The sequence below is a fragment of the Klebsiella aerogenes KCTC 2190 genome (assembly GCF_000215745.1).
Taxonomy (GTDB): Bacteria; Pseudomonadota; Gammaproteobacteria; order Enterobacterales; family Enterobacteriaceae; genus Klebsiella; species Klebsiella aerogenes.
Map to the genome: position 1 here is coordinate 1620848 of NC_015663.1, position 19140 is coordinate 1639987.

A 19140-nucleotide genomic window follows, 5' to 3' on the forward strand; every position below is an offset into this window, starting at 1 on the left:
TCGCAAAACGCGAACCGAACAATAAGCACGACAACACAACATCACGAGGTATCACCATGGCTAACTACTTCAACACACTGAATCTGCGCCAGCAGCTGGCTCAGCTGGGCAAATGCCGCTTTATGGGGCGCGATGAATTTGCCGATGGCGCAAGCTATCTTCAGGGTAAAAAAGTAGTCATCGTCGGCTGTGGCGCGCAGGGCCTGAACCAGGGGCTGAACATGCGTGACTCCGGCCTGGATATCTCCTATGCGCTGCGTAAAGAAGCGATCGCCGAGAAGCGCGCATCCTGGCGTAAAGCGACCGAAAACGGCTTCAAAGTGGGTACCTATGAAGAGCTGATCCCGCAGGCTGACCTGGTCGTCAACCTGACTCCGGACAAACAGCACTCTGACGTTGTGCGTTCCGTACAGCCGCTGATGAAAGACGGCGCGGCGCTGGGTTACTCCCACGGCTTCAACATTGTTGAAGTGGGCGAGCAGATCCGCAAAGACATCACCGTGGTGATGGTGGCGCCGAAGTGCCCGGGTACCGAAGTTCGTGAAGAGTACAAACGCGGTTTCGGCGTGCCGACGCTTATCGCCGTACACCCGGAAAACGATCCGAAAGGCGAAGGTATGGCCATTGCTAAAGCGTGGGCAGCGGCGACCGGCGGCCATCGTGCGGGTGTTCTGGAATCCTCCTTCGTGGCGGAAGTGAAATCTGACCTGATGGGTGAGCAGACTATCCTCTGCGGCATGCTGCAGGCGGGTTCTCTGCTGTGCTTCGATAAGCTGGTGGCTGAAGGTACCGATCCGGCGTATGCGGAAAAACTGATTCAGTTCGGTTGGGAAACCATCACCGAAGCGCTGAAGCAAGGCGGCATCACCCTGATGATGGATCGCCTGTCTAATCCGGCGAAACTGCGTGCTTACGCGCTGTCAGAACAGCTGAAAGAGATCATGGCGCCGCTGTTCCAGAAACATATGGATGACATCATCTCCGGCGAATTCTCTTCCGGCATGATGGCTGACTGGGCGAACGACGACAAAAAACTGCTGACCTGGCGTGAAGAGACCGGTAAAACCGCGTTCGAAACCGCGCCACAGTATGAAGGTAAAATCGGCGAGCAGGAGTACTTCGATAAAGGCGTTCTGATGATTGCAATGGTGAAAGCGGGCGTTGAACTGGCCTTCGAAACCATGGTTGATTCCGGCATCATCGAAGAGTCCGCTTACTACGAATCGCTGCACGAGCTGCCGCTTATCGCCAACACAATCGCCCGTAAGCGCCTGTATGAAATGAACGTGGTTATCTCCGATACCGCGGAGTACGGTAACTACCTCTTCTCTTATGCTTGCGTACCGCTGCTGAAAGAGTTCATGACCACTCTGCAGACCGGCGACCTGGGCAAAGCGATTGCCGAAGGTGCGGTGGATAACGCTCAGCTGCGTGACGTGAACGAAGCGATTCGCAGCCACGCTATCGAAGCGGTGGGTAAAAAACTGCGCGGTTATATGACCGATATGAAGCGTATCGCGGTTGCCGGCTGATTCCTCGTCGTCTTTCGACTTGCCGATGCGTTGGCTACGGTACGTACACCCCAGTCACATAGGAATCTATGTTCCTGGGGATGCACTTCCGGCCAGCCGAAATCCATAGAGGAATGGATTTGTTTAGTAGGCCTGATAAGCGAAGCGCCATCAGGCAAAAACCCGGAGATTAAGATCCCCGGGTTTTTTTATTATTTCCGGTACAGCACTTTGATGATGTGGTAACCGAACTGGGTATGCAGCGGGCCGGTTGGCTCCAGTTCCGGGCAGGAGAAAACTACTTTATCGAATGCCGGAACCATCTGGCCCTGGCGGAATTCGCCCAGATCGCCGCCGCGTTTTCCTGACGGGCAGATAGAGTGTTTTTTCGCCAGCTTGCCGAAGTCGGCGCCGTTTTTGAGCTGCTCAAGCAGATCGAGAGCCAGTTTCTCTTCTTTTACCAGGATATGCAGTGCTGCCGCTGTTTTAGCCATGATTGCGCCTTGATTGAGTTGGGATAAATCAGGGCGCCATAGTAACACGCGCTAGCGGCGATACAGCACCTTGATGATATGGTAGCCAAATTTGGTTTGTACCGGGCCATAGGGTTTGAGCAGCGGACAGCTGAACACGGCTTTATCAAACGGAGCGACCATCGCGCCCTGCTGGAACTCCCCCAAATCGCCGCCATGGCGTCCGGACGGACATTTTGAGTAGCGCTTCGCCAGATGATCGAAGCTGACGCCCCGTTCCAGCTTGGCGAGGATGTCGTGTGCCAGTTTTTCTTCTTTGACCAGAATATGCAGGGCCGCTGCGCTTTTTGCCATTACCGGAGCCTCAGGATGAATTGCGTGGCTGACACTTTACCATCAGCCGGTAAATCTCGGCCTCGCTTTCTGCTACAATCCACACCCCGTTCGAAGATTGAGCAATATTCCCATGCGTTTAAACCCTGGCCAACAACAAGCCGTCGAATTCGTTACCGGACCGTGCCTGGTGCTGGCGGGCGCCGGTTCCGGTAAGACCCGCGTTATTACGAATAAAATCGCCCACCTGATCCGCGGCTGCGGTTATCAGGCGCGCCATATCGCGGCCGTCACCTTTACTAACAAGGCCGCCCGCGAAATGAAAGAGCGCGTCGGGCAAACGCTGGGGCGAAAAGAGGCGCGCGGGCTGATGATTTCCACCTTCCACACCCTGGGGCTGGATATCATCAAACGTGAATACGCCGCGCTGGGAATGAAATCCAACTTTTCCTTGTTCGATGATACCGACCAGGTCGCGCTGCTCAAAGAGCTCACCGAAGGGTTGATCGAAGATGACAAAGTGGTGTTGCAGCAGCTTATCTCGACGATCTCCAACTGGAAAAACGATCTGAAAACGCCGGCGCAGGCGGCGGCTGGCGCGAAAGGCGAACGGGACCGCATCTTCGCCCACTGCTATGGGCTCTATGATGCGCATATGAAGGCCTGCAACGTCCTCGATTTTGACGATCTTATTCTACTGCCGACGCTTCTGTTGCAGCGCAATGAAGAGGTGCGCGAACGTTGGCAGAACAAGATCCGTTACCTGCTGGTGGATGAGTATCAGGATACCAACACCAGCCAGTATGAGCTGGTGAAGCTGCTGGTGGGGCAGCGCGCGCGCTTTACCGTGGTGGGTGATGATGACCAGTCGATCTACTCGTGGCGCGGCGCGCGGCCGCAGAACCTGGTGCTGTTAAGCCAGGATTTTCCGGCGCTGCAGGTGATCAAACTTGAACAGAACTACCGTTCATCAGGGCGTATTCTGAAGGCTGCCAACATTTTGATCGCCAATAACCCGCACGTGTTTGAAAAGCGGCTGTTCTCAGAACTTGGCTACGGTACCGAGCTGAAAGTGCTCTCCGCCAATAACGAAGATCATGAAGCGGAGCGCGTCGCTGGCGAACTGATTGCCCACCACTTTATTAATAAAACAAACTACAAAGATTACGCCATCCTTTATCGCGGCAATCACCAGTCGCGGGTCTTTGAAAAGATGCTGATGCAGAACCGCATCCCGTACAAAATCTCGGGCGGCACCTCGTTCTTCTCGCGTCCGGAAATTAAAGATCTGCTGGCCTATCTGCGCGTACTCACCAACCCGGATGACGACAGCGCCTTCCTGCGTATCGTCAATACGCCGAAGCGAGAGATTGGTCCGGCGACCTTGCAAAAACTGGGCGAATGGGCGATGAGCCGCAATAAAGGCTTATTCACCGCCAGCTTTGATATGGGGTTAAGCCAGACGCTGACCGGGCGCGGGTATGAATCCCTCACTCGTTTCACCCACTGGCTGCGGGAAATTCAGCAACTGGCCGAGCGTGAACCAGTCAATGCCGTGCGGGATTTAATTCGCGGGATTGATTATGAGTCCTGGCTATATGAAACCTCGCCGAGCCCGAAAGCCGCGGAAATGCGGATGAAAAACGTCAACCAGCTGTTCACCTGGATGACCGAAATGCTGGAAGGCAGCGAGATAGATGAGCCGATGACGCTGACGCAGGTGGTTACCCGCTTTACCCTGCGCGATATGATGGAACGCGGCGAATCGGATGAAGAGCTGGATCAGGTGCAGTTGATGACCCTGCATGCCTCAAAAGGGCTGGAGTTCCCGTATGTTTACCTGGTGGGAATGGAAGAGGGATTGCTGCCGCATCAGAGCAGTATCGATGAAGATAATGTTGATGAAGAACGGCGTCTGGCCTATGTAGGTATCACGCGCGCGCAGAAAGAGTTGACCTTTACGCTCTGTAAGGAGCGTCGTCAGTATGGCGAGCTGGTACGCCCGGAGCCGAGCCGTTTTCTGCTTGAGCTCCCGCAAGACGATCTGATTTGGGAGCTGGAGCGGAAAGTCATCTCTGCGGAAGAACGTATGCATAAAGGCCAGGCCAACGTTGCGAATATCAAGGCGATGCTGGCGAAGGCGAAAAAGGGCTAACGTTTCAGGCGACAAACTGCTGCCAGGCGGTGGAAAATGGCATCACCAGCAGCAGTGACGGCAGCATGTTGGCGGTGGGGAAATGGCGAATACCGCAAAGCCGAAAACCGGTCGCCAGCATAATAATACCGCCGCAGGCAGTAAAATCAGCGATCATCGATGGGCTTATCAACGTCATAATAAACGTGGCGGCGAAGAACAGAATCACGAAGATGATCAGCTGGGGAATAAAAATCGCGGTGATAATGTAGCCCAGCGTCGAAGCGAAAATGGCGGCGGTGAAAAAGTCGAGTATCGACTTGGTCAGCAGAATGGTCGGGTCGCCGGTCATCCCTTCGGTTAGGGCGCCAAAAATACCGGTACCGCTGGCGCAGAACAGGATCAGCACCGCGATAAACTGGTTCATAAAATCCTCCGCTTCTACGCCTGCGTTGTTTTGGCCTGGAAAAATGCGCTCGATGGGCGTTCGCAGCTGTGTTCCCGCCCGCTCAATCCACTTCTCAATATTCAACAGGCCGCCAATAATCGTGCCGATGATAACGGCCAGCGCAATGGGTGGCAGATTGATGAGTTTGTTAAGGAAGAACACGCCCATACTGATAGAGATTAACCCGGAAATAAGCGGTAGCGTTTTCTTAAAGTGATCCGGGATAAATCGGTTGAGTGAGGCGCCTGCAATCGCGCCGACGAGTAATGAACCGCTGCAAACAAAAATACCTACCGGCATAGTATATTCTCCCTGTAATAAAACCAGGGCCTGAGAACAGGCCCTGTCGATTTATTTTTTATTATTTGATATTAAATACGCGGCTGGCATTGCCCCAGGCTATTTTTTCTTTCAGCCCTTCATCCATTTCTAACGGATCAAACCAGTCGCAGGCCTGATGAATATCTTCATAAGGGTAATCAACGGAGAACATCACGCGATCGGCACCCATTACTTCAATCGCATTATTTAGCGAGTGAGTATTAAAATGACCGCTGGTGGTGACAATAAAGTTATTTTGCAGATAGTGCATTAACGGTTTTTCCGCCTTGCCCAAACCGCAGCCGAAACGCTGACGATAGAGGCGATGTTGAGTGCGCGGCAGCATGTGTACCAGCCCTTCACCGAGGTGTCCCAGCACCAGGTTAAGATTCGGATAACGGTCGAACAGGCCGCTCATCATCAGGCGAATAGCGTGAACGGCGGTTTCCTGCGCAAAGCCCCAGGCGGAACCGATTAGGCTTTCGTAACCGGTATAAATCCCGCGCGCCGGGCCTTCCAGCGGTTCACGCGGATGCAGGTACACCGGCACGTTTAGCTCGTTGACTTTATCCCAGAATACCAGCATGGATTCATCATCAAGATACAGGCCATGTTCGCTGTCTTTGACGTTGGTGTAGCCGTTAATCAGCGCGCCTTTCATGCCCAGTTTTTTCACCGCGCGCTCCAGCTCTTCCGCCGCAGCTTCCGGGTTTTGTAACGCCAGCGTGGCGAACGCGCTAAATTTATCCGGATTCGGTTTTACATAATTATCAACGATAAAGTCGTTAGTGTCGCGAGCGAAAGAGACCGCTTTGGCTTTATCTAAAATAGATTGCGCGCCGGGTGAAGTCAGAGAAAGAATAACGTGGTCAATATTACGTTGCGCCATTTCTTCGAGTTGAATGCTGCGGTCAAGCAGGCGGCGCTCTACGTCTTGCATATATTCGCTACCGTTACGGTTAGCTTCGCCGGTCGAATCCCATAAACGGTTATTTTCAGGAGTAGATACATGTTCTTCTAAAGCGATTTTTCCGCGCATGATAGGTTCCTTTATTTATTCGGTCGATATGAACTGATGCGGGGAGATTAAAATTTTTGACGTATTGACAGCAATAAACCAAATAGAATATAGCGTATCAGAAATCCTAATACAGCCGCTTATTTTATGATTTAAATGCTAATAGAACCGCCTGAGGCGGCAAGATCTACAATCTGCTTGCGCAGCCAGATATGCCCAGGATCGCGGTGCAGACGCTGGTGCCAGACCTGGCGAATCGCGATGTTAGCCAGTGAGAAAGGTAGCGGCCAGCTGCGGCAGGGGTAACGCCTGGTGATGTGGCGCGCCAGCTGCTCCGGCACCACCGCGATCATCTCGCTGCCGGCAACCAGCTCGCCCGCGCCTAAAAAGCTGGGCAGCGTCAATGCGATACGCCGCGGCATACTGTGTTCCGCCAGCAGTTTATCAATGTCGCCGTGGGCGGTGCCGTTGACGCGAACCGCAAGGTGCTTTTCCTGACGCCAGTCTTCGGCGCTGAACCGATGACGAATGCGCGGGTGATTGTCCGCTGCCAGACAAACATACGACTGATCGAACAGATGCTGCTGATAGACGCTCTCCGGCAGTTGGGTAAGATAGCCGATCGCCAAATCACATTTCCCTGATTCCAGCGCGCTAAGCGTCTGATCGTCAATATTCAGCACCGTAAAGGTGATGCCGCTGGCGTCCAGCCGCTGGAGCTGGCTTTGCAGCAAAGGAAGAAGCGTCATCTGGCTGATATCGGTCATGCCGATGGTGAAGTTACGGTTGCTCTCCTGCGGGATAAATTCCGGCTTAGCCGCCAGATCGGTATCGGCCAGTTGCAAAAGAGTAAAAATGGTGGGGGCGATAGCGTCCGCGCGCGGCGTTGGCGCCATGCGTTGTCCAACGCGCACAAACAGCGGGTCGTCAAAGTGCTCGCGTAGCTTTTTTAGCAGCAGGCTACCGGTTGGCTGACTGATATCGAGTGCTTCCGCCGCCGGAGAAACATTCCCCAAACGGTAGAGCGCGGAGAAAAAGCGTAGTGATTTGAAATCCAGTTCTTCCCGCATGCGCCCTCCTGGCTGGAAATTACCTCGCCGTGTCGTCGTTGATCAACAGCGCCCAGTGGACATAGCTTTGCCACTGACACTCTTGCTCGACCATTTCCCGGCCCAGCGGATGTTCCTTCAGCCAGTCATCCGGCAGCGTCAGCGTCAGTTTTTCGTCGTCGGCGGCAAGTTGAATGGCTGGCAGGAGATCGTCGCGCCGGCGGCTGGCAAACAGAATCGCCAGCCGTAGCAGGCGACACAAATGTTCGGCAACGCGCGGCGGTACCGCGTTTTGCTGATGGAGCGAAGAAAGATCGATGGCGTTAGTCTGGTTGAGCAGCAGCGTGGCGATGAGCTTCTTCTGCGCCGGGGTAAAACCGGGCAGGTCGAGGTTATTGACCAGATAGGCGGCGTGCTGCGGCGCGCGTTTGAAATCGACGCTCAGGCCAATTTCATGAAGCGCGCAGGCGCTGACGAGCAAATCACGGCTTAGCGGATCCAGTTCCCAGCCGCTGTCCAGTTGATCAACCAGATGGGTGGCCAGATTAGCCACCCGTTGCGCCTGTTCAGTATCGATCATAAAGCGCCGCTGAATATTACGCAGCGTGCGGCTACGAATATCCTGATCGACAGAAAGGTGCAACATGCCGTAGACCAGGCCTTCGCGTAATGCGCCGCCAGCCAGCGTCATGCACTGAATATTCAGTTCGCTAAAGATAGCAATCAGAATGGCAAGGCCGCTCGGAAAAACCAGTGCGCGTTCGAGTGTCAGCCCTTCGATTTCCAGCTCTTCGAGTCGGCCGCACTGGATGGCGCGCTGCTTAAGCTGCTGTAGCTTGCTGAGGGTGATGCGCTCATCCATTCCCTGCGCCATCATAATTTCCTGCAGCGCCTGCACGGTGCCTGAAGCGCCGACGCACACTTTCCAGCCGTGGTAACGCAGGACATCAGCGATTGGAAGCAGCACATCGCGCGCCGCCGCTTCAGCGAGATCGAAGTTTTCTTTCGTCAGGCTACGGTCGGCAAAGTAGCGTTCAAGCCAGGTGACGCAGCCCATCGACAGGCTGAACAGCGAGGTCGTTTGCGCGCCGGTGCCGGTCACCAGTTCAGTGCTGGCGCCGCCGATATCCACCACCAGACGCTGATCGGCGCCGCCGGTGGTATGGGCTACGCCCTGGTAGATCAGGCGGGCTTCTTCCTCACCGCTAATCACCTGGACGGGGCAACCGAGGATTTCCTGCGCTTTCGCCAGAAACTCGCCGGCGTTGACCGCCAGCCGCAGGGTGGCGGTGGCGACGACGCGAATTTGCGCCGAAGGAATATCCTGCAAACGTTCGGCAAACAGGCGTAAGCACTGCCAGCCGCGCTCCATCGCTTCTGCGGAGAGCGCATTGTCGCTATTCAGGCCGGCAGCCAGACGCACCTTGCGCTTAATGCGGCTCAGGGTCTGAATACTGCCCGCCACCTCGCGCACCACCAACATATGAAAACTATTGGAGCCAAGGTCGATGGCGGCATACAGCGAGGTGGAACTCATACTCTTCATCTTTCAGGCAGCTCCTGTGTCGACTGGGCTTCGTTGCCCGGGATAATCTCCGTGGCGCATCCTGAAAAATTTCGTGTATGGCATAGATATTAACCTGAGCGACGACGATTACGAGGCGGGCCATTACGGCGCGGGCCATTACCGGGGCGGGTGCGCGTTAAACGCAGCGGCTTCGGTAAATCGGTCATCAGCGCGTCCGGATTGTACTTGCTGACCGGGATCGAATGGCCGATATAGGTTTCGATTGCCGGCAGGTTCAGCGCGTATTCTTCACAGGCCAGGCTGATGGAGTGCCCGCTGGCGCCCGCGCGGCCGGTACGGCCGATACGGTGGACATAGTCTTCGCAGTCATCCGGCAGGTCATAGTTAAAGACATGGGTGACGGCTGGGATATGCAGGCCGCGAGCGGCTACGTCGGTCGCAACCAGAATATCGAGATCGCCGCGGGTGAACTCTTCGAGAATACGCAGGCGTTTTTTCTGCGCCACGTCGCCGGTCAGCAGGCCGACGCGATGTCCATCTGCCGCCAGATGGCCCCAGATATCTTCACAACGATGCTTGGTGTTGGCGAAAACAATAGCGCGGTCGGGCCACTCTTCTTCCAGCAGCGTCTGCAGCAGGCGCATTTTTTCGTCGTTGGAAGGATAGAACAACTCTTCTTTAATGCGGTGGCCGGTTTTCTGTTCCGGTTCGACTTCAACGTACTCGGCGTTGTTCATCTGTTCGAATGCCAGTTCGCGTACGCGATAAGACAGCGTGGCGGAGAACAGCATGTTCAGGCGCTGAGTGGCCGGCGGCATGCGGCGGAATAGCCAGCGGATATCTTTAATAAAGCCGAGATCGTACATGCGATCGGCTTCGTCGAGCACGACAACCTGAATGGCGCCGAGATTAATGTGGTTTTGTTTGGCGTAATCGATCAGTCGACCGGTGGTGCCGATCAGAATATCAACGCCGCTTTCCAGTACTTTCAGCTGCTTATCGTAGCCGTCGCCGCCGTATGCCAGACCGAGCTTCAGACCGGTGGCCTGCGCCAGCGGTTCGGCGTCAGCGTGAATCTGTACCGCCAGCTCGCGCGTTGGCGCCATGATCAGCGCGCGCGGTTGGTTAACCTGGCGGTCTGCGATGGCCGGGTGAGAGAGAAGATAATGAAACGTTGACGTCAGAAACGCCATCGTTTTACCGGTACCGGTTTGCGCCTGCCCGGCGACATCGCGGCCTTCCAGCGTGAGCGGAAGGGCGAGAGCCTGAATGGGTGTGCAATTATGAAACCCTTTTTTTTCAAGGGCTTCGACAACTGCCGGGTGCAGGGCGAAGTCGGAAAACTTCTGTTCTGTCAAATGTGTTTTGCTCATAGTGTGGTAGAATATCAGCTAACTATTGCATTAAGAAAGCGTATCCGGTGAAATAACGTCAACCTTTCGTTGGCGATATACGAAATTATTCAAGGTGCGTCTCCGGCTACTGAATGGATCCCGGAAAGCTTAGACTACTAAGCGCAACGGGGGCGGTAAATCTGCCGCTGGTAGATTTGCAGACAGTGCGCTTAAGCATCGGCGGTGGTGGTCCATGGTGGATCCATTCCCGCAGGTAGCTTATAAAAGAGGCATCCTGAAGAATAGCGTGCATAACGTAGCATCAACACGTCGTTGATGACTGCGACACCAACACACCAGGCTTATTCCTGTGGAGTTATATATGAGCGATAAAATTATTCACCTGACTGACGACAGTTTTGACACGGACGTACTCAAGGCTGACGGGCTGACCCTCGTCGATTTCTGGGCAGAGTGGTGTGGTCCGTGCAAAATGATCGCCCCGATTCTGGATGAGATCGCTGAAGAGTATCAAGGCAAACTGACCGTGGCTAAACTGAACATCGATCAGAACCCGGGCACGGCGCCGAAGTACGGCATCCGCGGCATCCCGACGCTGCTGCTGTTCAAAAACGGCGAAGTCGCGGCGACTAAAGTCGGCGCGCTGTCCAAAGGCCAACTGAAAGAGTTCCTCGACGCCAACCTGGCGTAATCGGTTTGCCATTCCGGCGTCCGGATTCCTATTTTTTGTGGAACTCTGGACGCCCGGCCTGAGTCGTGCTAAGTTAATTCCAGACTTCGTTTTAAACATACCTATTGTTTGAATCTTGTTTTACCCAAAGCGTCCCGCAGACTATGCGCGTGAGGCTAATAATTCCGGGCTTATCACTCATTCCGTCTTGTCGTTTCAGTTCTGCGTTCTTTCCTGTGACCAGGCAACGTACAGACACGAGATGAAGCCGCTAACAGGCATGGATGTTCCTGCCATACCATTCACAACATTAAGTTCGAGATTTACCCCGAGTTTAAGAACCCACACCACTATGAATCTTACCGAATTAAAGAATACGCCGGTTTCTGAGCTGATTACTCTCGGCGAAAATATGGGGCTGGAAAACCTGGCTCGTATGCGTAAGCAGGATATTATTTTTGCCATCCTCAAGCAGCATTCAAAGAGTGGCGAAGATATCTTTGGCGATGGCGTACTGGAGATACTGCAGGATGGATTTGGATTCCTCCGCTCAGCAGACAGCTCCTACCTCGCCGGTCCAGACGACATCTACGTATCCCCCAGCCAAATCCGCCGCTTCAACCTCCGCACTGGTGACACCATTTCCGGTAAGATTCGTCCTCCTAAAGAGGGTGAACGTTACTTCGCGCTGCTGAAAGTTAACGAAGTTAACTACGACAAGCCGGAAAACGCGCGTAACAAGATTCTGTTCGAGAACTTAACGCCGCTGCACGCGAATTCACGCCTGCGTATGGAGCGTGGTAATGGTTCTACCGAAGACTTAACCGCTCGCGTACTGGATCTGGCATCGCCGATTGGCCGCGGCCAGCGTGGTCTGATCGTCGCGCCGCCGAAAGCCGGTAAAACCATGCTGCTGCAGAACATCGCGCAGAGCATCGCGTACAACCACCCTGACTGCGTGCTGATGGTGTTGCTTATCGACGAACGTCCGGAAGAAGTGACCGAGATGCAGCGTCTGGTTAAAGGTGAAGTTGTCGCTTCTACCTTCGACGAACCGGCATCTCGTCACGTGCAGGTTGCCGAAATGGTTATCGAGAAAGCGAAACGTCTGGTTGAGCACAAAAAAGACGTTATTATCCTGCTCGACTCCATCACCCGTCTGGCTCGTGCCTACAACACCGTGGTTCCGGCTTCCGGTAAAGTGCTGACCGGTGGTGTGGACGCCAACGCCCTGCATCGTCCGAAGCGTTTCTTCGGTGCGGCGCGTAACGTGGAAGAGGGCGGCAGCCTGACCATCATCGCTACCGCGCTTATCGATACCGGCTCTAAAATGGATGAAGTTATCTACGAAGAGTTTAAAGGCACCGGTAACATGGAACTGCACCTCTCCCGTAAGATTGCGGAAAAACGCGTCTTCCCGGCTATCGACTACAACCGTTCCGGTACCCGTAAAGAAGAGCTGCTGACCACCCAGGAAGAGCTGCAGAAAATGTGGATCCTGCGCAAAATCATCCATCCAATGGGTGAAATCGACGCAATGGAGTTCCTCATTAACAAGCTGGCGATGACCAAAACTAACGACGACTTCTTCGATATGATGAAGCGTTCGTAGGACGGAATACGCCGAAAAAACGCCACGCGATTGCGTGGCGTTTTGTTTTGTAGCTTTGTATGATCCAGGCGGGAAAAGCACCGCCAGCGTTGACGTATGATATGCGCGGCGGGTTAAGCAGAAAGGACTTTAACAGTCTAAAATATATACAATAAATTTGTAATGTTCTGCTTTTCCCCTTCAGGAGTGGAGACATCATCGTTATACTCCCCGGATTAACTATGCTGAGAGCACATGTGTTGTGAATTTACTCACTGCTATTACTGAATTAATCAGTGTTTTCTTATTCACGACCCTGTTTATATTTGTTGCCCGTAAAGCAGCGAAAAAAATTGGGTTAGTGGATAAGCCAAACTATCGGAAACGGCATCAAGGTTTGATTCCGTTAGTTGGTGGTATCTCAGTTTATGCCGGTATTTGTTTTACCTTTGCGATCGCCGATTATTATATCCCTCATGCCACGCTGTATCTGGCCTGCGCGGGGGTGCTGGTGTTGGTCGGCGCGTTGGATGACCGATTTGATATCAGCGTAAAAATTCGTGCGGTTATTCAGGCCGCGATAGCCGTTATCATGATGACGGCGGGTAATCTGCATCTCAGCAGCCTCGGCTATATTTTCGGTTCGTGGGAGTTAGTCCTCGGCCCCTTTGGTTTTTTCCTCACGCTTTTCGCCGTTTGGGCGGCAATCAACGCCTTCAATATGGTGGATGGCATTGACGGGTTGCTCGGCGGGCTTTCGTCCGTCTCCTTCGCGGCAACCGGCATCATCTTATGGTTTGATGGCCAGTACAGCCTGGCGATGTGGTGTTTTGCGATGATCGCCGCCATTCTGCCCTATATTTTACTTAATCTTGGCGCGCTTGGACGTCGCTATAAAGTGTTTATGGGTGATGCCGGCAGTACCATGATTGGCTTCACCATTATCTGGATCCTGCTGGAGACGACGCAGGGCAAAACGCATCCCATCAGCCCGGTAACGGCGCTGTGGATTATTGCGATTCCACTGATGGATATGGTGGCGATTATGTATCGCCGCCTGCGAAAGGGGATGAGCCCGTTTTCGCCAGATCGTCAGCATATTCATCATTTGATCATGCGTGCCGGGTTTACTTCCCGGCAGGCCTTTGTCCTGATTACGCTGGCTGCCGCTTTACTGGCGCTGGTCGGCGTAGTGGCGGAATACACCCGTATTGTTCCTGAATGGGTGATGTTAATACTCTTTTTGTTTGCTTTTTTACTTTATGGCTACTGCATTAAGCGCGCATGGAAAGTGGCGCGTCTGGTTAAGCGCATTAGACGCAGAATTCGGCGACACAGCGGCAATAATCCAAATTTAACCAAGTAAAACTGGGGAAGTGATGACTCAACCATTACCGGGAGCACAAGCAGTGAACGTTGAGAACGAACTGGATATTCGCGGGCTGTTTCGCGCCTTATGGGCAGGAAAAGGCTGGATAGTCGGCATCGCCGTGCTGTTCGCGCTGATCGTTCTTATTTATTCCTTTTTTGCTCGCCAGGAGTGGAGCGCGACGGCAATTACCGACCGGCCGACCGTCAATATGCTGGGCGGATACTATTCGCAACAGCAGTTCTTACGTAACCTGGATATCAAAGCCGATCTGGCTTCGGTAGACCAACCTTCCGCCATGGATGAGGCATACAAAGAGTTTATTATGCAACAGGCGTCATGGGATACCCGCCGTGACTTCTGGCTGCAAACCGATTACTACAAGCAGCGCCAGTCAGGCAACTCACGCGCGGATGCCGCGATGCTTGACGATCTGATTAACGATATTCAGTTTATCCCCGGCGACCCGCTGAAAAGCGTCAATGACAGCATCAAGCTGACGGCGGAGACCGCGCCAGATGCCAATAATCTGCTGCGTCAGTATGTCGCTTTTGCCAGCCAACGTGCCGCTGGTCATCTTAATGATGAGCTGAAGGGCGCCTGGGCGGCGCGTACGGTACAGATGAAAGCGCAGGTGAAGCGTCAGGAAGAGGTGGCAAGCGAGATCTTCAACCGCCGCGTGCAGAGCGTCGAGCAGGCGTTGAAAATCGCCCAGCAACATAACATTTCCCGCAGCGAGACCGATGTTCCGGCGGAACAGCTGCCGGCCTCCGAACTCTTCTTACTTGGCCGGCCGATGCTGCAGGCGCGCCTCGAAAATCTGCAGGCCGTAGGGCCGGAATACGATCTCGACTATGACCAGAACCGCGCCATGCTGAACACGCTAAACGTTGGCCCGACGCTGGATCCACGTTTTCAGACTTACAGATATTTGCGTACGCCGGAAGAACCTGTAAAACGCGATAGCCCGCGGCGTGTATTTCTGATGATCATGTGGGGGATTGTGGGCGCGCTCATCGGCGCAGGCGTGGCGTTAGCACGTCGTCGTGTCCAGTGAATGGGGCCTGTGATGAAGGCTCCTCGCCATCATCACCTAATCGAAGAGAATCGATGTGAAAGTACTAACTGTATTTGGCACGAGACCAGAAGCCATCAAGATGGCGCCGCTGGTCCATGCGCTGGCAAAGGATCCTCATTTTGAGGCAAAGGTTTGCGTAACCGCGCAGCATCGGGAGATGCTCGATCAGGTGTTGAAACTGTTTTCGATTACGCCGGACTACGATCTGAACATTATGCAGCCGGGTCAGGGATTAACCGAGATCACCTGCCGCATTCTGCAAGGTTTAAAGCCGGTACTGGAGTCGTTTAAGCCGGACGTGGTGCTGGTACATGGCGATACCACGACGACGATGGCGGCCAGCCTGGCGGCGTTTTATCAGCGCATCCCGGTGGGCCACGTGGAAGCGGGCCTGCGTACCGGCGACCTGAACTCGCCGTGGCCGGAAGAGGGTAACCGCACGCTGACCGGGCGTCTGGCAATGTACCATTTCGCCCCGACCGCCACCTCGCGCGATAACCTGCTGCGGGAAAATATTAACGAAGAACGCATTACCGTCACCGGCAATACGGTGATCGATGCGTTGTTCTGGGTTCGCGATCGTGTCCTTGGTGACGAGGCGCTGCGCAATGAACTGATGCAGCGCTACCCGTTCCTCGAAGAGGATAAGAAATTAATTCTGGTGACCGGCCACCGCCGCGAGAGCTTTGGTCTCGGCTTTGAGCACATTTGCCATGCGCTGGCGGATATCGCCAGCCATCACCCTGATGTACAGATTGTTTATCCGGTTCACCTGAACCCGAACGTCAGCGAGCCGGTTAACCGTATTCTCGGCCATGTCGCTAACGTGAAATTAATTGATCCGCAGGATTACCTGCCGTTCGTCTGGCTGATGAATCGCGCGTGGCTGATTCTGACCGATTCCGGCGGGATTCAGGAAGAAGCGCCGTCGCTTGGGAAACCGGTACTGGTGATGCGCGAAATGACGGAGCGCCCGGAGGCGGTCGCCGCTGGCACCGTACGTCTGGTCGGCACCGACAGGCAGCGTATCGTCGATGAAGTCACCCGTCTGCTGCAGGATGATGCCGCCTGGCAGGCAATGAGTCGGGCCCATAACCCTTACGGCGATGGTCAGGCATGCGATCGTATTTTATCCGCTCTTAAAAATAATCAGGTAACGCTATGAGTTTTTCTACCATTTCAGTGATTGGCCTTGGGTACATTGGTCTGCCAACCGCTGCCGCATTTGCTTCCCGGCAACGGCGGGTGGTTGGCGTGGACATCAATCAACACGCCGTTGAGACCATTAACCGTGGTGAGATTCATATCGTCGAGCCGGATTTAGCGAGCGTCGTAAAAACGGCGGTTGAACAGGGATATTTAAGCGCCACCACCGTGCCGGTGGAGTCTGACGCCTACCTGATTGCCGTCCCGACGCCGTTTAAAGGCGGGCATGAGCCAGATATGGCCTTTGTTGAATCCGCCGCTAAATCTATTGCCCCGACCCTGAAGAAAGGGGCGTTAGTGATCCTGGAATCCACCTCGCCGGTCGGTTCGACTGAACAGATGGCCGAGTGGCTGGCGGCGATGCGCCCCGATCTCAGCTTCCCACAGCAGGTGGGCGAGGCGGCCGACGTTAATGTCGCCTACTGTCCGGAGCGCGTGCTGCCGGGGCAGGTGATGGTTGAGCTCATCAAAAACGACCGCGTTATTGGCGGCATGTCGCCGGTCTGCTCGGCGCGTGCCAGTGAGCTGTATAAAATTTTCCTTGAAGGCGAATGCGTAGTGACTAACTCGCGCACTGCGGAAATGTGCAAGCTGACGGAAAACAGCTTCCGCGACGTCAACATCGCCTTTGCTAACGAACTATCGCTGATTTGCGCCGACCAGGGGATCAACGTCTGGGAACTGATCCGCCTGGCGAACCGCCATCCGCGCGTCAATATTCTGCAGCCGGGTCCGGGCGTCGGCGGCCACTGTATCGCCGTCGACCCGTGGTTTATCGTGGCGCAAAACCCGCAGCAGGCGCGTCTGATTCGCACCGCGCGCGAGGTTAACGACCACAAGCCGGAATGGGTTATCGAACGGGTGAAAGCACAGGTTGCCGAGTGCCTGAATGCCAGCAATAAACGCGCCAGCGAACTGACTATTGCCTGCTTCGGCCTGGCCTTTAAGCCTAACATTGATGATCTACGTGAAAGCCCGGCGATGGAAATTGCCGCGCAGATCGCCCGCTGGCACAGCGGCGCGACGCAGGTGGTTGAGCCCAACATTCACACGCTGCCGAAGAAGCTTGATGGCCTGTGTACGCTGGCGACCCTTGATAATGCGCTGGCGAGCGCCGATGTGCTGGTGATGCTGGTCGATCACAACGAGTTTAAAGCCGTTAGCGGCGATAGCGTTACCCAGGCCTATATCATCGACACCAAAGGAGTGTGGCGGTGAGAATCCTACCCTCGTCTGGTTCATCCAATGCCTCTGCGCGCCAGTATTGAAGCGCTGGAGTGGGAAAACCGCTTCTTCGCCGTTAATAGCGGCATCGTTCGCTTTGACGAGCGCGCGTCGCTGCTCACCGCTGAAACCCTGGCGGGATGGTCGCGAGTGCAGGCGAAAGTCGCCGCCAGCGACACCGCCCGGCTGGATGCGCTACAGGAGATCGGTTTTCAACTGGTGGAAGGCGAGGTCGATCTGGCCTTGCCGGTAGGCGAGCCGGCTGATGCCTGCGCCGAATGGGCCGTTGAAGGCGATATTGCGCGGCTGCGCGAACTGGCGGCACAGGCCTTTGCTATGAGCCGTTTTCGCGCTCCCTGGTATGCCGCTGACGCCAGCGGCCGATTCTACGCGCAATGGATTGAAAACGCGGTGCTGGGGACCTTTGACCACCAGTGTCTGCTATTTCGCGCGTCCGATGGCGACATCCGCGCATTTGTTTCTTTGCGTCAGCTCAACGACACCGACGCGCGTATCGGCCTGCTGGCCGGGCGCGGCGCTGGCGCCGAGCTTATGCAGGCGGCGCGCCACTGGGCGGCGCAACGCGGGCTTTCTACACTGCGGGTGGCGACCCAGATGGGCAACACCGCCGCGCTTAAACGTTATATTCTCAGCGGTGCGAATGTGGAAAGCACCGCGTACTGGTTATACAGGTGACACGATGATTCCATTTAACGCACCGCCGGTGGTGGGGACTGAGCTCGATTACATGCAATCGGCGATGAACAGCGGCAAGCTTTGCGGCGACGGCGGTTTTACCCGTCGCTGCCAGCAGTGGTTTGAACAGCGCTTCGGCACCGCTAAGGCGCTGCTGACGCCATCATGCACCGCGTCGCTGGAGATGGCAGCGCTGCTGCTGGATATTCAGCCTGGCGATGAAGTCATCATGCCCAGCTATACCTTTGTTTCCACCGCCAATGCCTTTGTGCTGCGCGGGGCGAAAATCGTCTTCGTCGATATCCGTCGCGATACGATGAATATTGATGAATCGCTGATAGAAGCCGCAATCACTGATAAAACTCGGGCGATCGTGCCGGTGCATTATGCGGGCGTGGCCTGTGAAATGGACACTATCATGGCGCTCGCCGCCAAATATAACCTGTTTGTGGTGGAAGACGCCGCGCAGGGCGTGATGTCCACCTATAAGGGCCGCGCGCTGGGCACCATCGGCCATATTGGCTGCTTTAGCTTCCATGAGACGAAAAACTACACCGCCGGTGGTGAAGGCGGCGCAACGCTTATCAACGATCGTAAACTGGTGGAACGCGCGGAAATCATTCGCGAAAAGGGCACTAACCGTAGCCAGTTCTTCCGTGGTCTGGTGGATAAGTACACCTGGCGCGATATCGGTTCCAGCTATTTGATGTCCGATCTGCAGGCCGCCTATCTTTGGGCGCAGCTGGAAGCCGCGGAGCGGATTAACCAGCAGCGCCTGACGCTGTGGCAAACTTATTATGACGCGCTGCAGCCGCTGGCGCGCGCGGGTCGTATCGATCTGCCGGCGGTGCCGGCGGATTGCGGGCAAAACGCGCATATGTTTTACATTAAGCTGCGGGATAACGATGACCGCGCGGCGCTGATTAACTGGCTGAAAGAGGCAGAAATTCTGGCGGTGTTCCACTATATTCCGCTCCATAGCTGCCCGGCTGGCGAACAGTTCGGCGAGTTCTGCGGCGAAGATCGTTATACCACCCAGGAGAGTGAACGCCTGCTGCGTTTGCCGCTGTTCTACAACCTGTCTGCGGTAAACCAACGGACGGTGATTAATTCACTGCTGAGCTACTTCTCCTGAT

18 protein-coding genes are annotated in these 19140 nt (G+C 54.9%); 11 read left to right on the top strand and 7 right to left on the bottom strand.

Annotated features, from left to right (window positions below; translation table 11 throughout):
- Positions 1–56 precede the first annotated feature (56 nt).
- Positions 57–1532, top strand: a complete 1476-nt coding sequence (gene ilvC, locus EAE_RS07865) for a ketol-acid reductoisomerase (RefSeq protein ID WP_015703965.1) — start codon at positions 57–59, stop codon at positions 1530–1532.
- A gap of 191 nt (positions 1533–1723) precedes the next feature.
- On the opposite strand, the gene ppiC (EAE_RS07870) is transcribed toward ilvC, so the two are convergent.
- Both ppiC (EAE_RS07870) and ppiC (EAE_RS07875) read right to left on the bottom strand, forming a co-directional pair.
- Positions 1724–2005: a peptidylprolyl isomerase PpiC gene (gene ppiC / locus EAE_RS07870; RefSeq protein WP_002883180.1), complete on the bottom strand. Its 282-nt coding sequence runs from the start codon at positions 2003–2005 to the stop codon at positions 1724–1726.
- Positions 2006–2056: 51 nt separating this feature from the next.
- Positions 2057–2338 (bottom strand): peptidylprolyl isomerase PpiC, encoded by a 282-nt coding sequence (gene ppiC, locus EAE_RS07875; protein ID WP_015368892.1) that lies wholly within the window; start codon positions 2336–2338, stop codon positions 2057–2059.
- 112 nt (positions 2339–2450) lie between these two features.
- Here ppiC (EAE_RS07875) and rep point away from each other — a divergent pair, with 112 nt between their 5' ends.
- Positions 2451–4472: a DNA helicase Rep gene (gene rep, locus EAE_RS07880; protein WP_015703966.1), complete on the top strand. Its 2022-nt coding sequence runs from the start codon at positions 2451–2453 to the stop codon at positions 4470–4472.
- A 4-nt stretch (positions 4473–4476) separates the two neighbouring features.
- Here rep and EAE_RS07885 read toward each other — a convergent pair whose 3' ends face one another.
- The 5 genes from EAE_RS07885 to rhlB form a co-directional block, all read right to left on the bottom strand.
- Entirely contained in the window at positions 4477–5199 is a 723-nt protein-coding gene (locus EAE_RS07885) for a DUF554 domain-containing protein (RefSeq protein ID WP_015368890.1), read from the bottom strand.
- 61 nt (positions 5200–5260) lie between these two features.
- On the bottom strand, positions 5261–6259 hold the full coding sequence (locus EAE_RS07890; RefSeq protein ID WP_015368889.1) for an amidohydrolase family protein: 999 nt from the start codon (positions 6257–6259) through the stop codon (positions 5261–5263).
- 131 nt (positions 6260–6390) lie between these two features.
- On the bottom strand, positions 6391–7308 hold the full coding sequence (locus tag EAE_RS07895) for a LysR family transcriptional regulator (protein ID WP_015703967.1): 918 nt from the start codon (positions 7306–7308) through the stop codon (positions 6391–6393).
- 19 nt (positions 7309–7327) lie between these two features.
- A complete protein-coding gene (gene gppA, locus EAE_RS07900; RefSeq protein WP_015368887.1) occupies positions 7328–8833 on the bottom strand; it encodes a guanosine-5'-triphosphate,3'-diphosphate diphosphatase in 1506 nt (501 codons plus the stop codon).
- Positions 8834–8922: 89 nt separating this feature from the next.
- Positions 8923–10188, bottom strand: a complete 1266-nt coding sequence (gene rhlB / locus EAE_RS07905) for an ATP-dependent RNA helicase RhlB (RefSeq protein WP_015368886.1) — start codon at positions 10186–10188, stop codon at positions 8923–8925.
- 343 nt (positions 10189–10531) lie between these two features.
- Here rhlB and trxA point away from each other — a divergent pair, with 343 nt between their 5' ends.
- The 9 genes from trxA to rffA all read left to right on the top strand — a co-directional run bounded on the left by trxA (position 10532) and on the right by rffA (position 19139).
- Positions 10532–10861, top strand: coding sequence for a thioredoxin TrxA (trxA, locus tag EAE_RS07910; protein ID WP_002883224.1), 330 nt, complete (start codon positions 10532–10534; stop codon positions 10859–10861).
- Positions 10862–11004: 143 nt separating this feature from the next.
- Entirely contained in the window at positions 11005–11106 is a 102-nt protein-coding gene (locus tag EAE_RS25525) for a rho operon leader peptide (RefSeq protein ID WP_049245627.1), read from the top strand.
- 86 nt (positions 11107–11192) lie between these two features.
- Entirely contained in the window at positions 11193–12452 is a 1260-nt protein-coding gene (rho, locus tag EAE_RS07915; RefSeq protein ID WP_002883293.1) for a transcription termination factor Rho, read from the top strand.
- A 241-nt stretch (positions 12453–12693) separates the two neighbouring features.
- Entirely contained in the window at positions 12694–13797 is a 1104-nt protein-coding gene (wecA, locus tag EAE_RS07920; protein WP_015368885.1) for a UDP-N-acetylglucosamine--undecaprenyl-phosphate N-acetylglucosaminephosphotransferase, read from the top strand.
- A gap of 13 nt (positions 13798–13810) precedes the next feature.
- Positions 13811–14857, top strand: a complete 1047-nt coding sequence (gene wzzE / locus EAE_RS07925; protein WP_020077604.1) for an ECA polysaccharide chain length modulation protein — start codon at positions 13811–13813, stop codon at positions 14855–14857.
- A gap of 55 nt (positions 14858–14912) precedes the next feature.
- Positions 14913–16043, top strand: a complete 1131-nt coding sequence (gene wecB / locus EAE_RS07930; RefSeq protein WP_015703970.1) for a non-hydrolyzing UDP-N-acetylglucosamine 2-epimerase — start codon at positions 14913–14915, stop codon at positions 16041–16043.
- Positions 16040–17302, top strand: coding sequence for a UDP-N-acetyl-D-mannosamine dehydrogenase (gene wecC, locus EAE_RS07935; RefSeq protein WP_015703971.1), 1263 nt, complete (start codon positions 16040–16042; stop codon positions 17300–17302). Before wecB ends, wecC begins: the two co-directional genes overlap by 4 nt.
- A 27-nt stretch (positions 17303–17329) precedes the next feature.
- Complete coding sequence (gene rffC / locus EAE_RS07940) at positions 17330–18004, top strand: dTDP-4-amino-4,6-dideoxy-D-galactose acyltransferase (protein WP_015703972.1); 675 nt, start codon at positions 17330–17332, stop codon at positions 18002–18004.
- Positions 18005–18008: 4 nt separating this feature from the next.
- Positions 18009–19139 (top strand): dTDP-4-amino-4,6-dideoxygalactose transaminase, encoded by a 1131-nt coding sequence (rffA, locus tag EAE_RS07945; protein ID WP_015703973.1) that lies wholly within the window; start codon positions 18009–18011, stop codon positions 19137–19139.
- The last annotated feature ends 1 nt before the right edge of the window (position 19140 follow it).

Excerpts from the sequence above, each read along its gene's own strand:
- ilvC (WP_015703965.1), top strand. The coding sequence starts at position 57 with ATGGCTAACTACTTCAACACACTGAATCTGCGCCAGCAGCTGGCTCAG.
- ppiC (WP_002883180.1), bottom strand. The coding sequence starts at position 2,005 with ATGGCTAAAACAGCGGCAGCACTGCATATCCTGGTAAAAGAAGAGAAA.
- ppiC (WP_015368892.1), bottom strand. The coding sequence starts at position 2,338 with ATGGCAAAAAGCGCAGCGGCCCTGCATATTCTGGTCAAAGAAGAAAAA.
- rep (WP_015703966.1), top strand. The coding sequence starts at position 2,451 with ATGCGTTTAAACCCTGGCCAACAACAAGCCGTCGAATTCGTTACCGGA.
- EAE_RS07885 (WP_015368890.1), bottom strand. The coding sequence starts at position 5,199 with ATGCCGGTAGGTATTTTTGTTTGCAGCGGTTCATTACTCGTCGGCGCG.
- EAE_RS07890 (WP_015368889.1), bottom strand. The coding sequence starts at position 6,259 with ATGCGCGGAAAAATCGCTTTAGAAGAACATGTATCTACTCCTGAAAAT.
- EAE_RS07895 (WP_015703967.1), bottom strand. The coding sequence starts at position 7,308 with ATGCGGGAAGAACTGGATTTCAAATCACTACGCTTTTTCTCCGCGCTC.
- gppA (WP_015368887.1), bottom strand. The coding sequence starts at position 8,833 with ATGAAGAGTATGAGTTCCACCTCGCTGTATGCCGCCATCGACCTTGGC.
- rhlB (WP_015368886.1), bottom strand. The coding sequence starts at position 10,188 with ATGAGCAAAACACATTTGACAGAACAGAAGTTTTCCGACTTCGCCCTG.
- trxA (WP_002883224.1), top strand. The coding sequence starts at position 10,532 with ATGAGCGATAAAATTATTCACCTGACTGACGACAGTTTTGACACGGAC.
- EAE_RS25525 (WP_049245627.1), top strand. The coding sequence starts at position 11,005 with ATGCGCGTGAGGCTAATAATTCCGGGCTTATCACTCATTCCGTCTTGT.
- rho (WP_002883293.1), top strand. The coding sequence starts at position 11,193 with ATGAATCTTACCGAATTAAAGAATACGCCGGTTTCTGAGCTGATTACT.
- wzzE (WP_020077604.1), top strand. The coding sequence starts at position 13,811 with ATGACTCAACCATTACCGGGAGCACAAGCAGTGAACGTTGAGAACGAA.
- wecC (WP_015703971.1), top strand. The coding sequence starts at position 16,040 with ATGAGTTTTTCTACCATTTCAGTGATTGGCCTTGGGTACATTGGTCTG.
- rffC (WP_015703972.1), top strand. The coding sequence starts at position 17,330 with ATGCCTCTGCGCGCCAGTATTGAAGCGCTGGAGTGGGAAAACCGCTTC.
- rffA (WP_015703973.1), top strand. The coding sequence starts at position 18,009 with ATGATTCCATTTAACGCACCGCCGGTGGTGGGGACTGAGCTCGATTAC.